Below are 12,459 nucleotides of genomic sequence, written 5' to 3'. Positions count from 1 at the left end.
ATCCCGGGAGGTGTATACGCATGAAAACCAAAACCTCTGGCGATAAAACGCTGCAATGGCTGTTTGGTATCCTGCTGGGCGTGCTTGGCCTGCTGATGCTGCTGCCGTTCGTTTGGATGATCTTGTCCTCGTTCAAGACGGAAAGCGAAGTGGCGCAAATTCCGCCAACGTTGTGGCCGCAGCAGTTTACCCTGAACAACTTCCGCGAGCTGTTTGAAAATATGCAGTTCGGCATTTATTTGCGCAATACGTTGATCATCGTCGTCTTTTCCTTTCTCGGATTGTTCCTGAACGCGCTAGCCGGCTTTGCTTTTGCCAAATACCAGTTTAAAGGCCGGGACGGCTTGTTCTACCTCGTGCTGGCCACCATGATGATTCCCGGTCAGGTCACGATGATTCCGGTCTATCTGATCCTGAACATGATGAGTCTGACCAATACGCTGGTGGGGATCGCGCTTCCGAGCATGGTTGGCGCCTTTGCCATCTTCCTGTTCCGCCAGTTTATGTCGACGATTCCCGACGAACTGCTGGAAGCGACCCGTTTGGACGGCGCCGGAGAGTTCCGTATCTTCCTGCAAATCGCCTTGCCGATCTCCAAATCCATCCTGGCTGTGCAGGGAATCTTGGCCTTTATCGCCGGCTGGAACAGCTTCCTCTGGCCGATCATCATCGCCAACGACGAGAAGCTGTATACGCTGTCGGTCGGCTTGCAGCTGCTAAAAGGCCAGTACGCGGGAAATTTCGCGCTGCAGATGGCGGGTTCGGCATTTATGGTCGTACCGATTATCATCATCTTCATCGTTTTCCAGAAGCACATCATCGAAAACTATTCGATCTCAGGGATGAAATAACCCCGTCCTGGCATGAGAAAAACCGCTGGAGAAATCCTCCGGCGGTTTTTTGACGGTATCACGGCCCTTTCATTTTTCCCGGTGTCTTGCCCCATTCCTCCCATCAAGTCTACTTCACTCCTTCTAAACCTCCTTTCTCACAAACCTGTCTAACGATCTCGAATATGTCTGCTTCTCCCATACCTATTTTCTTCTCTTGAATTTATCTTCCTTTTTGCTTCCGGATCAAACGGGATAATCGTGCAAAGCGTCCGGACAGCGGATGTTGATCTGCCGATATTTCTTGCCACGATCGGTTACCGGCCCTCCCTGTCAAGCGCTGATTATTACTTTTTTATTCGTTTTTTTGAAGCCCGCCGCATCCTTGCGGTAAGCTTCCATGATCCCGTCAACCGATATCACTAAAGGGCGGACTTCAATCTTGGTGTTATCAAAAGTCATACCACAAACCATCATTACTGTCATTGGAATGCAACCTTTAGGCCTAGTCCGATATAGATTGCTCCGACGAATTTGCCACTTAGGCGGTTTAAGCGGTTTATCCATGTCCTCCGTCTAACCAGTTTCCCGAGCGCAGAAATACCTAGTACAATCGAGGTTGTATACAATGCACTTAAGATCACAAAGACGACACCAAGGATCAAAAACTGCGTGGCGGCATGGCCTCGTTCGAGATGAACAAATTGAGGCAAAAACGCCAGAAAAAATAGAGCCGTCTTTGGATTAAGAACTTCTGCAACTGTTGCCGTAACGAATGACTTTAAAGCTCCCGCCGATTTAACCTTTGGAAGTCGTGGTTCTGATGGCTTACTCATCACTTCGCGAACTCCTAAATATAGTAAGAATACCGCTCCTGCATATTTAACAAAATTGAAGGCGAGAGCCGAGGTCATTAGTATAGTAGAAAGCCCAACAGTAGCAAATAAGGTGTGAAGAAAATCCCCGGTTGCGATGCCAAGCCCTGCCATAATGCCTCCTTTGCGCCCGTTTTGAACTGTACGAGTAACGGTAAGAAGAACGGCTGGTCCTGGAATTAAAAATAGAAAAATGACAACGATAACATACGCCAATAAAGTTGAAAAATCCGGCATCCGGCTTCCCCCTTCAAAAGTACTCAAGGTGATATATTGTTGTTACGGTTTTGAAGCCATTGTTCAAATTCAGCGGGTGTGCTCACTTTATGATCTAATACAGCCGTATAGATATCAAAGCTTTTCACCTGTTTCCCATACTCGGCTCTCGATGCCCAAACGGTTTTGATCCGCAGGATAGAGAGAACCGCCTCTTCATTAAGACGACCGGGCAACGTACGAATATGCCGCAGATCAGGTTGTTTCTCAGGATCATCAACGAACCAAATATCCAGCGACCATTTGCTCCCGCTTTTAGATAAGTAATCCAACCCAATAAAATACCCATCCGGGTAGGCAGGATCGGTGTTCCAGCTACCGGTATCGTTCATAAATTTCATCTGCCTAATCTTAGGGTTCAATATCAATTGCGAAGCAATTCGGGAGATTACAGCAATGTCCAACTTGGAACAAACGACCGTCATATCAAGGTCTCTCCAAGTCATTAAACCAAGTGCCGCACTTCCAACTTTAACAGGCATGCCGGCTGCTTTTAGCGATTGGATAAGGTTCAGCTCTTCCACCACTACAGCGGCCTCAGCTTGCAACTGAAATTGGCGAGCGAGCAGATCTTCAAGTTCTTGCATTTGTTCGCTCCTCTCCTGACGCGCTCATGCGGATTCGCCATTGTTCCTATAGGTTTTGCTATAGTGGTCACCGCAAAGCCAAATATTACTTTCAACATAAATAAAAGACTAGTGATCAAAATATAAAGCGGGATTTACGCCATAACGGTAAATTGGATGTCATTTCGGGGTACATCCAATACAATATAGCAGTCAACAGTCGGCCAAACAGTAGAATCGTATATTCGTAATCACGTCCCAATACTATTCAGGACGATTGCCCGTTTCACTTCCAATCGCGAAAGGAGTATAAATATTTTCATAATTCACATGCAAAGTCATCCCTTTTTGTGGATGATCCAGATTGTGGCAGTGATCCAAGCGTCGTGTATCAGGAAATGTCTTTCCGTTAATGACCCACTGTTGTCCAGCCTCCCCATTATATACGCCAAAGTAGGTTTGATCCAAAATCAGCGTGAATGTTCAAGCTATTGCCCGGTTTTCCCGCACCCGGTTGTCACGGAGGTTATTCATTCAGCACGGCCTTCAAGCTGGCAGCCGTTTTCGGCTGCTCTTTTTTCATCGATTGTCGCATGAAGAATTCAGCTACCTTCGGTACATTCCCGACTTGAATCGTGAAATGAACTCGGCAAGAGTGATCGGATAGCGGCTCGACAAGGTAGCTTTCGCGAAAGTGTTGTTTTTCTCCGGGGATTGTCTCCAATGTCAGTAATTGATCCTGAATTAGCTCGGTCACAAACATGGTTTTCTCGGATTTGAAGCCCGAATATTTTCCGCTTTCGAAATATTGGCTTCCGATCTGAACCGGACCTTCAGGGGTGACTCGATTTTCCATAATCCCTTTCATCCAGGCAGTCCGCCCTTTTAGATTCGTGAGGCGTGAAAAAACCACAGCTGCAGGGTAGTCATAGACCTCGTTATATTTAAATGTAAGCATAGGGGATGTTCCTTTTCATTTTGAAGTTATTCATTTCTTAATCCATTTTGCGACAAAGAATGGTTGATAGCGCGTCAGTTAGCATTTGTTCCATTCCAGCGTTACTATCCTCTGCGGTCGTTTTTCTCCATCCGATGTACCCGTCTGGTCGAACGATGACAGCTCCCGAGGCGGTAATGCCGTATGCGTCAAGAAAATCGTTGCCCGGATCGCTGAAGTCGTTGTTTTGCCAGCCTATCCAGTACATATCCATTGGAAGATGGAGCGCCTTTAGAACCTGTTGTGCGGCCTTTAGCCAGCCTTGTCCTTCTGGTCCAACGAGTAACACAAATCGAGAACCAAACAGATCGATTGAGGAAAACGGCTGACCGTTGCGTTCGAAAACGACGTGCGCCGCGCGGGTTCCTGGCTGACCCGTCCACGACTCTGGCGGCTGTGCAAGGGGGAGGTTCTGCCCGTCTCCTTCCGGTATGAACGCGCCGTCTTGATAGCGATAACCCATATTGACATGTAGGGTGTTTACCGTAATTCCATCTGCTCCTTCATGTTCGCGCTGCTGGGAGAGCATGACGACCTGTTCCACGGTGTAATCCGCTATAGGCCGGCGCTCCATGTCGTAAGTGGCAAGTAGGCCCTCGCCGGCTTCACCGCGCAACACGGCAGCCAGCTTCCAAGCGAGGTTATGCACCTCGGCAATGCCGGCATTGCCTCCCAAGCCGCCGCTGGGAGGTTGAACCCGTGCGGCATCCCCAACGATAAATATACGGTCTTGTTGGAAGCGATCAGCTACGCGAGCAGCCATTTCCCAGGTTAATACCTTCTTGAATTTCACTGGAATGTCAGGGATTCCAATTGCTGCCCTTACCAATGCAATACATCGCTCTTCCGGGTAATCGTCAATCGTTTCCTCTTCCGGATCATAGATCACATCCAACCGGTATACATGAGGCCGCCTGAGTGTGCCGGGATACAGGACAAGACTGCCGCTTGCGTCTTCATTGGCGAAGAAACACATATGTGCATTTTGGTTCTTGAAGAGATCATGGATGTCCGCGTCGAAAATGACGCTGATCAGATGAAAAAGTGTCCCCTCTCCATGCTGCCCGATTCCTAAAGCTGCACGGATCCCACTCTTGCTTCCGTCGGCTCCAACCATATACTCGGATCGAATCTGGCGTGTTTCACCGTTGATGCGATCCCGAATGGTGGCCGAGACGCCGTGCTCATCCGCTTCGAACCCGATCATTTCCGTGTTGTATCGAAGATCGGCACCTGCTTGTTCAGCCTTCATCCGAAGCACCGGCTCAAGCAAATCTTGCGCGATGCCGTTGCCTTCAACAGGACTGACATCCGTAAAATACGCGCTCATATCTTCCATCAGATTCTCGAAAACTTCCCCGGCCAGACTCTCGACAAACATGATGCCGAATTCCCGTGGGAAAGGGGGTTCTTCACGGCGTATCTCCTCTTCAACTCCGGCAGAGCGGAAGATTTCCATCGTGCGGGCAGTCAAGCTTGAGACGCGCGGATGAATGGCCGTGCCCGGATGGCGCTCGACGACTATTGACTTTACCCCTTGTTTAGCCAGAAACAGAGAAAGGGATAGACCCACAAGACTTCCCCCCACAATGAGCACAGGTACCGTTTCGTTAATCATTGTGGAATTTATCGGATTCATTATGATCATGTCCTTTCGTTATTCAGTTTCTTTTTCATCTAAACGGTCATCGATTGACTCGTTTCTCTTGCGCAGTTCCTCCATGCTCCATGTCAGCCTTCGGGCTTCAATATCGGCAATGACGGATTGAATCCATCCGATTTCAGCTTCAAGCACGGCGTGTTGATACTCGCTTTCCAACAAAAACAGCCGCGGCAGTCTCAGCGTAGCACCTTTTTGAAACTGATCCTTGAGCCGAGCAAGTGTGTTTTCTAGCGCTTTGACCCGTTGTTTGAACAGGAGAGCCACATCTTCGGGCGTGAGCAGCGCCAGAAAAGATACGGCAGCGGGGAATTCCAAAAACTCCTGTGCCGGTGTAGAAATCATTTCACGAATCCAAGTATAGGCAGCTTCGTGGCCCAGATCCGTGATTTCATAAACAACCAAGTCCGGTCTCCCTTCATTCTTTTTCTTTCCTTGAATGGCAATGGCCTTGTCTCGATGCAACCGTTCAATCGTTTGGTAAATACTTGCTCGATGGCGAACATTAATGACCTCGTCCTTCTCCCTTTCTTTAATTAACTGTTGCATACGATAAGGATGCATAGGCTCCTCAATAAGGAAACAAAGGATGGCTAAAGCGACAGGCGATTTTTTGATATTGATCTCCATAGTATTAATATTACTAGTAATAATATGACTCGTCAACAAAATATATCTCTTCGATTCATTTGCATAAAAAAAGGCAGCTCAGAAGTTGCCCAATTTAAAGGTGGTGACGTTCCAATGTGCTGCCGGTTAAAAAATGATATTTATCATTTCAAATAAGTGATATGCATAACTACCGGCACCGTCGGCTTATCGATATGCTTTTAATACAATAAATCAAGGAGGCACAAGTAATAATGAGAAAAGGGTCAGTGGTGAGGATGATCCGGAAGCCAGCGAATCGCCCGTGATCTTCATGATACGTTGGGTTATACCCTGTCTCTCATTTCGTTGAAAGGTGAATTGGTGGAGCGGCTGATTCGGGAAAAAACCGCCAATAGTGCCATTCTTGATATTGAGATGCCACTGTTAAGCGGGCTGGAGGCCAAAAACGTTCGGACTGCCTCTGCTATCAGTTCACTCGCGTTGAATTTGATGATTTTTCTATCGGGAGCGACCATGCCGATTGAATGGATGCCAAACGTGTTACGTATGATCGCTCACCTCACTCTGCTTTACTACGTTAATGATTTAACAAGGCAAACATGGAATTTTACACCGATTTGGGAGAATGGGGTGGATGTCGCGGTCCTCATTGGTGTCGCCATCGTGTCGATCATTTGTCCTCACGGTTTTTCCGCTGGGGCGGGAAATAAGATGATCATGTTGGAGAAATCTTTAACAATTTCCTTTATTTTTTCCAACATTATTCCACACCTAAAAATAACACTGGCTGTGCCCACAATTGCTGCAGGTTTTGCAGCCCTCGATGTTGATCAGCGAGGCGGAGCCGCAGGACGGGCATAGGTCCCGCGAGGTGGCAACCGCGCCGGCATGGGAATGGGAGGCGGAGCCGCTTTCCGCATGTGCATGCTCGGCATGCTCCTCATGATGCACGATCGTGGCCGCTACCGGAGCGGGATCTTGGTCAGCGTAAGGCACTCTATTTGGCTTTAGAGCCCCCAGTTTGCTGCGGATCCATGCCGTCAGGAAGAGAATAAAGCCGAACACTACCAGCGAGAAATCGAACCAAACATGACTCGTCGCCAAATAATTAGCAAAATCAGCAGCGCCGGAAAGGCCCCAGAAGCTCACGACCAAAGCCAAAAATCCAAGCGGAAAGGCAAGCGCCCGATAATCCTTGAGTCCAATCCATTCGGCCATTCCCGTCACCGCCGCATAGAAATACGCGGCCAATTCGATAAACGTCCCCGGCAGCCATACAGCCAGCAGCAAGGCGTCAATGTGCTGAAAAAACTCACCGAGTCCAATATAACGAACGACTTCGATAAACGGATAGTTTAATGTACCGGCATACTCGCCAAAAAGAAACACGGACACAAGTCCGGACGCCGCAAGTGTAATCATTTCCCCAAACCAGGCCGTCAAAACGAAAAACGCTGCTTTCCGCTGATTCGACAATAACGGGAAATACAATCCCAACAAAAGATAACCGGAGAACCAGGTAAACGGAACGATGGCTCCCTTGAGCGAAGGGACCGGTCCGTTCCCCATGATCGGCAGAGCGTTCGATACGTTCCATTCAGGGATGGTGAGAATACTCAGCAGCGCGAACACTACGATCGTAACCGGCAGAAACAGCTGGGCTAACCGCCCCAGCACCTCCACGCCCCCCCTGACCGTATACGCCACAAGAAACATTATTCCGCCGGCGGTGACCAGGGAGGGGGTATTCTCCAAAAATACGGAGGAAATAAAATCGCTGTAAATCCGTAAAATAACGCTGGTCAGGTAAGCGGTGTAAAACACGATGATAAACCCCGCCGCTTTGCCCGGCAGCTTTCCTAACACCCGCTTGCTGTACGCGATGCTTGTCTCTCCCGGAAACATGCGGCCGAGCTGCAGCATGGCCAGTACGAAGGCGATACCGGCCAGGTGCGACCACACAGGCGACAGCCATAAATCCCGCCCCGCCGCTTCCCCCGCGATTTTGGGGATCAGGAGCAGCCCGTCGTAGCCCATCAGGGAATATAGTATGAGCGCAAATTGACCCGAAGAAATCTTCCCTTTTTCCACCATCCGCAAGCCCCCCCGTCAACATAACAGCCGATATGTGATTTGCATATTTTCCCTATTATGTTATTTTCGCCAAAAAAGCCCGATTTCATTTCATTAAAAAAGGCGCTCCCCGACACTTCGGGAACGCCTTCTTGAACTAAATGCCTTTAAAATGTATTTGTTCATCCGCACTTTAAGGAGGCTTTCGAAAAAATCCGAACTGGGGCCCTACTCTTGATGACGTAGACCCGCATTACGAATGGCTTGGCTTCAAATCCCTGAACCCTTGACGGTTGGATGACCCACTTGCGCACTTTCCTGAAAATCTCTCCGATAGAACAACCCGATCAAGACAGCAATTGTCGTCATAGCCGCAGCCAGCAGATACACTTGTACCATTCCAAAACGGTCCGCATACCAACCCAGAAACAATAAAGATAAACCAAAGCCAAGGTTCGTAAGCACGTCAATCCCTGCCATTACTTTGGGGAGTTGAGCCGCCGGAGCGCTTGTTTGCAGCAAGGTACGGCGAATAATTCCGGCCATTTGCACCGGTAATCCGGAGACGGCAAATAGAACAAGCGCAGCGGCCGGAATCGTATTGAGAGCAAACACTACCGTAATCAGCACATACACGAACAATGCTCCCAGCATGTATAAATAACTGTTTTTTTGCAACCGTTTGACCAAAGCAACAACAACCAGCCCGCCCAGAATCATCCCGGAGAAAAAGGAGGCATTCATAAATCCCCACCAGCTTGCATCCTTATGCAGCACCTGAGTTACATACGCTAAAATAAATACACCAAGCCAGGAGGTCCCCCCAATGGTGTCTATACTGTCCACGATCATCAGAGAACGAATGCGGCGGTTATGCCAAATAATCCGCCATCCTGCCCCAAGTTCTTTCCAATGCGAGCCCTTTGATTCGGCTGCTGCCGGCGGCTGAGTCGCGGGCATTGGAGATTCGGAGCCGGATTCCTGGTAATCCAGCGGATCACGAATGAATGTAGTGACCGCTGCAGCCAGCAAATAACAACAGGATGCGATCAAAAGCGTATTCAGTGAACCGAGCCAGGCTACAGCAATCCCGCTGAGCGCCCATCCTGCACATTTAACTACCTGATCACTGACGGCTACCAAGCTGTTCGCGCGCATGAGTCCCTCACCGCTGGCCAAGCGGGGGACAAGCGCATTTCGCGCCGGGTTGGTCCAGCCGTCCAGAAAGGACATGCCAAACACCATCACAAAAATGAAAAGAAACGACCCTTGCCCGGGATTGGTCCACAAGTAAAGAAACAGCAGAGTAAAAATGATAAACTGCCCTAGTTGGGAGAACAGCAAAATCCGCGTGAGCCTGAATCGGCTGAGAACTATAGGTGCAACCAGCCCGCTAACCACTTGGGCTGACAAACGGAACAGCGGAATCAAAGTGGTCTGCATTAAAGAATTGCTAGAGCTGAACACCAATACCGTTATACTCAACATGTAGATAATATCTGCAACATTGGAGATCGTCTGAGACCCCCACAGATAATAAAAAGACCGCTTGATCAAAAAAATTACCCCTTTCTTTTGCTTAGCCTTGCTGATTTTCAATTCCTTTATATGTAAATTCTATAAAATCCTTAAATTTCCTTCTTTTATTCATAAAGGAAATTTATTGACCGCTATAAGATTACGTCAGCCCTATGTACATAAGCAATAAACTAAGTCCTCCGCCAAACAAAAAGGCTCGTCATTGCCTTAAAAACTACAAACAGAAAAACCACCGGAATCCAGTTGGAAACTTGGAATCCGGTGGTTTTTAGCTGAAATGAAATTTATCGTAGCGGCTTGTCATCTAAATATCGTGAATTTCAACCCGTCCCGGGAGGAGAACGTAAGCGCCATGATCGACGAGGTGTGGAGCAAGCTGCCCGAAGACAGCACCGCGCTTATGCCGCTTGATAAGTACGCGTTCAGCGAACGGTATGGCTGGATTCAGGGCAAGTTCAGCGTTTCGCGGCAGTTGATGCTGACGAATCCGTGCGGGGAGCCGCGGCCGGCGATCGTCCCAGTCCAGTTCGCCAATTAAATGGAAATTAAGTCTTTTACACTGAAATTAACATGAAGATCATAATTTTCACCGATATTCGGATATTTTATTTTAGCTATTCTTTGCTCGGTGTCAAAATACCAGCCTTCTTCGCTTAATTCCCATTGTTTTTTATCCAGTAATATGGGCAGCTTAATATCTTTTAAGCATATTTGGACCGGGGCTACATCTCTGCATAATAAATCGATATTAATTTCTTTAGGTCGTTTGTTATAGTTACCTTCTTTTTCAAAAGTAATTTTAACTCCATCCGTTTTTTTCACGGATACTAAGGTTTTTAAGTATTCGCCATTTTTGTAATTATTAGTAGTACCATCATCTTCATATAATACAAAGCTGGATTCCTCCGATGGTTCTATTAACAATTTAAGTTTATCAATCGAATCGTGATGAATATTCATTAAGCCTTCACTGATCGGGATAATGGCTCCACTTCTAATGAACATAGGAATTGAATTTAATGCAACTTCTACTTCAATAGTTTGCCCTCCTTCATAGACCTGTTTGGTATTCCAATCAAACCAGGCGGCTCCTTCCGGAAGGTACACCTTTCTTGTTTTTGCCCCCCTTTCAAGGACGTTGGCTACTAATATAAAACTTCCGAACATAAAATCAAAGCTTTCTTCAGACACTTTTTTATCATTTTCAAATTCATAAACTAAAGGTCTCATGACCGGATCACCTTCAGTTGATGCTTCAAATAGCAGGGAGTACAAATAGGGTACTAATGTATATCTAAGCTTTATAGCTTCCCTAATATATTTTGTATAAGATGGATACATCCATGGTTCTGTAACGGTATTATCATTGTTGCAGGAGTGTATGGAGAATCTTGGCTGAAAAATTCCGTTCTGAACCCATCTTACAAATAGCTCCGGCTCAGGTGCCGGACCATAAAAGCCTCCTATATCGCAGCCTTGATTGGCAACTCCTGACAGTCCCATTCCAAGTATTACGGGAATATTGAATTTTAAGCTCTTCCAGCTTGTACTGTTATCTCCGGCCCAGGTTTGGGCATAACGCTGAATTCCCGCAAATCCGGCTCTATTGATGATATATGGTCTTGTATTTGGATCTGCTTCCGCTATGGTTTCTTTTGCCGTAAAAGCCATTAGATTAGGCATGATTGGCCGTAATGCACTCACTTTTTGCTTCATACCTTCAAAATGACAAACAGCTTCGGAATTGTTTATTTCATATTCATTGTTATCATTCCATATCGATGTGATTCCAAGCGAAACTAAAGCTTGTTTTAGGTGCTTTTTCCATAATGCTCTTCCTTTAGGATTGGTAAAGTCCACAAAGGAAGCCGGGCCTCCCCAATATCTATCAATTTGTGACTTTTCTGCTTTATCATCCTTTATGTAGGCCCCCGCTGCGGCAAATTCCTTGTATAAAGGGTGAGAAGTCAGCATACCGGGTTTTACGTTGGGCGCTAGACAAGCCCCTTTTTCCTTTACTTGACTTACAAATTGTGCAGGATTTGCGAACCGATCAAAATTCCAGTTAAAAACGTATCTTTTATTATTTTCTCCTGTCGTATATCCTGATGACATAAAGAAACCGTCACAAGGAATTCCTTCTGCCTTGCATTTATCAAGAAACTGCAGAATAGCTTGATCCGAGTTTCTATCCAATTCCGTATAATACATGGTTGACCCCATATATCCCAAGGAATACTTTGGAGGCAGTGCAGTTTTTCCCGTTAAATCCGTGTAGTTTCTTATAACATCCTTTATTTTCGGGCCATAAATAAAGAATACGTCCAGCTCTCCGCCGTCGGCGCAAAAGTAACTATACTTATTCCAATAACCGCTTCTCTCACATCCCATATCAAAAACGGAATCAAAGGAATTATGATAAAATATTCCGCTGGCTATGCTATTTTTTTTGTTAAATTTGATATAGAAAGGTATATGCTTATACAGCGGATCTGTATGCTCTGAATCATATCCTACAGTATCTACATTGTGCATTCTTAATCTTTTTTTCTTCTTGTTTAGGTAGCCTGTTTTTTCTCCAAACCCATAGAAACAATCTTCGTCATCCATACAGGAATAATGATAGAGTCTTCCGTGAGCATCTTTTACATAGGATTTTTCTTTCAAGTCGGAATGCAACACATTGCCTTCCTTATCTGTGATCTCTATAGCAAAAGGCTCTTTGTATATATTTACTTTTAATTTTTTGGTAGATAGCCGAAGATAAGTGCCTAAATCCTCGTATTTGCTTCCAACTGCCCGTACTCTCTTTCTTTCTTCCCTTAGCAAGCCATCCATTTTGTCTTCCCACGCAGTCATAATCAGGGAATAGGATGCTTCCTCCGCAAATTCTTCATCAAAAGTACAACGAATTCTTACAATTTCATCATTTAGTAAGACAATTCTATATTTAGCGGCATCGGTATCAATATCTAAATAGTTATCGTAATTTTTTATACTTATCATTTTATTGCTTATTTTCATTGGTTTT

12 protein-coding genes and 1 pseudogene are annotated in these 12,459 nt (G+C 46.3%); 4 read left to right on the top strand and 9 right to left on the bottom strand.

The window, feature by feature from the left end:
• Positions 1-20 precede the first annotated feature (20 nt).
• Entirely contained in the window at positions 21-851 is an 831-nt protein-coding gene (locus tag NYE69_RS15890; RefSeq protein ID WP_340926984.1) for a carbohydrate ABC transporter permease, read from the top strand.
• A gap of 312 nt (positions 852-1,163) precedes the next feature.
• Here NYE69_RS15890 and NYE69_RS15885 read toward each other — a convergent pair whose 3' ends face one another.
• The 6 genes from NYE69_RS15885 to NYE69_RS15860 form a co-directional block, all read right to left on the bottom strand.
• On the bottom strand, positions 1,164-1,316 hold the full coding sequence (locus tag NYE69_RS15885; RefSeq protein ID WP_328270832.1) for a hypothetical protein: 153 nt from the start codon (positions 1,314-1,316) through the stop codon (positions 1,164-1,166).
• Entirely contained in the window at positions 1,313-1,942 is a 630-nt protein-coding gene (locus NYE69_RS15880; protein ID WP_328270833.1) for a LysE family translocator, read from the bottom strand. The genes NYE69_RS15885 and NYE69_RS15880 overlap by 4 nt, the downstream gene beginning before the upstream one ends.
• Positions 1,943-1,965: 23 nt before the next feature.
• Positions 1,966-2,568 carry a hypothetical protein gene (locus NYE69_RS15875; RefSeq protein WP_328270834.1) on the bottom strand — a complete coding sequence of 201 codons (603 nt, stop codon included), beginning with the start codon at positions 2,566-2,568 and terminating at the stop codon, positions 1,966-1,968.
• 505 nt (positions 2,569-3,073) lie between these two features.
• Positions 3,074-3,505 carry an SRPBCC family protein gene (locus NYE69_RS15870; protein WP_328270836.1) on the bottom strand — a complete coding sequence of 144 codons (432 nt, stop codon included), beginning with the start codon at positions 3,503-3,505 and terminating at the stop codon, positions 3,074-3,076.
• A gap of 37 nt (positions 3,506-3,542) precedes the next feature.
• A complete protein-coding gene (locus NYE69_RS15865) occupies positions 3,543-5,183 on the bottom strand; it encodes an FAD-dependent monooxygenase (protein ID WP_328270837.1) in 1,641 nt (546 codons plus the stop codon).
• An 18-nt stretch (positions 5,184-5,201) separates the two neighbouring features.
• Positions 5,202-5,870 (bottom strand): PadR family transcriptional regulator, encoded by a 669-nt coding sequence (locus NYE69_RS15860; RefSeq protein ID WP_340926983.1) that lies wholly within the window; start codon positions 5,868-5,870, stop codon positions 5,202-5,204.
• Between the two features lie 234 nt (positions 5,871-6,104).
• On the opposite strand from NYE69_RS15860, the pseudogene NYE69_RS15855 reads away from it, so the two are divergent.
• Together NYE69_RS15855 and NYE69_RS15850 are read left to right on the top strand one after the other, a co-directional pair.
• Positions 6,105-6,191 (top strand): annotated as a pseudogene (locus tag NYE69_RS15855) (histidine kinase); the annotation flags it as partial.
• A 39-nt stretch (positions 6,192-6,230) separates the two neighbouring features.
• On the top strand, positions 6,231-6,677 hold the full coding sequence (locus NYE69_RS15850; protein ID WP_340930415.1) for an ABC transporter permease: 447 nt from the start codon (positions 6,231-6,233) through the stop codon (positions 6,675-6,677).
• Here NYE69_RS15850 and NYE69_RS15845 read toward each other — a convergent pair.
• Positions 6,588-7,910: a GerAB/ArcD/ProY family transporter gene (locus NYE69_RS15845; RefSeq protein WP_340926982.1), complete on the bottom strand. Its 1,323-nt coding sequence runs from the start codon at positions 7,908-7,910 to the stop codon at positions 6,588-6,590. The two genes, NYE69_RS15850 and NYE69_RS15845, sit on opposite strands and share 90 nt — an antisense overlap.
• A 249-nt stretch (positions 7,911-8,159) precedes the next feature.
• The gene (locus tag NYE69_RS15840; protein ID WP_328270840.1) at positions 8,160-9,446 is read right to left on the bottom strand and encodes an MFS transporter; all 1,287 of its coding nucleotides are present in this window, start codon (positions 9,444-9,446) and stop codon (positions 8,160-8,162) included.
• Positions 9,447-9,705: 259 nt separating this feature from the next.
• Between NYE69_RS15840 and NYE69_RS15835 the strand changes: the two genes are divergently transcribed.
• Positions 9,706-9,966: a hypothetical protein gene (locus tag NYE69_RS15835; protein WP_328270841.1), complete on the top strand. Its 261-nt coding sequence runs from the start codon at positions 9,706-9,708 to the stop codon at positions 9,964-9,966.
• Here the strand turns inward: NYE69_RS15835 and NYE69_RS15830 are convergent.
• Complete coding sequence (locus tag NYE69_RS15830) at positions 9,963-12,452, bottom strand: glycoside hydrolase family 31 protein (RefSeq protein WP_340926980.1); 2,490 nt, start codon at positions 12,450-12,452, stop codon at positions 9,963-9,965. The genes NYE69_RS15835 and NYE69_RS15830 overlap by 4 nt on opposite strands.
• Positions 12,453-12,459 lie beyond the last annotated feature (7 nt).

Origin of the sequence: Paenibacillus sp. FSL R5-0527 (genome assembly GCF_038008055.1) — a bacterium.
Classification (GTDB): Bacteria; Bacillota; Bacilli; order Paenibacillales; family Paenibacillaceae; genus Fontibacillus; species Fontibacillus macerans.
Note: the sequence above shows the minus strand (reverse complement) of the source record. Positions and strands in the feature narration are given on the sequence as shown.

Coding starts and splice junctions, on each gene's coding strand:
- NYE69_RS15890 (WP_340926984.1), top strand. CDS start 21: ATGAAAACCAAAACCTCTGGCGATAAAACGCTGCAATGGCTGTTTGGT.
- NYE69_RS15885 (WP_328270832.1), bottom strand. CDS start 1,316: ATGACAGTAATGATGGTTTGTGGTATGACTTTTGATAACACCAAGATT.
- NYE69_RS15880 (WP_328270833.1), bottom strand. CDS start 1,942: ATGCCGGATTTTTCAACTTTATTGGCGTATGTTATCGTTGTCATTTTT.
- NYE69_RS15875 (WP_328270834.1), bottom strand. CDS start 2,568: ATGCAAGAACTTGAAGATCTGCTCGCTCGCCAATTTCAGTTGCAAGCT.
- NYE69_RS15870 (WP_328270836.1), bottom strand. CDS start 3,505: ATGCTTACATTTAAATATAACGAGGTCTATGACTACCCTGCAGCTGTG.
- NYE69_RS15865 (WP_328270837.1), bottom strand. CDS start 5,183: ATGAATCCGATAAATTCCACAATGATTAACGAAACGGTACCTGTGCTC.
- NYE69_RS15850 (WP_340930415.1), top strand. CDS start 6,231: ATGCCACTGTTAAGCGGGCTGGAGGCCAAAAACGTTCGGACTGCCTCT.
- NYE69_RS15845 (WP_340926982.1), bottom strand. CDS start 7,910: ATGGTGGAAAAAGGGAAGATTTCTTCGGGTCAATTTGCGCTCATACTA.
- NYE69_RS15835 (WP_328270841.1), top strand. CDS start 9,706: ATGAAATTTATCGTAGCGGCTTGTCATCTAAATATCGTGAATTTCAAC.
- NYE69_RS15830 (WP_340926980.1), bottom strand. CDS start 12,452: ATGAAAATAAGCAATAAAATGATAAGTATAAAAAATTACGATAACTAT.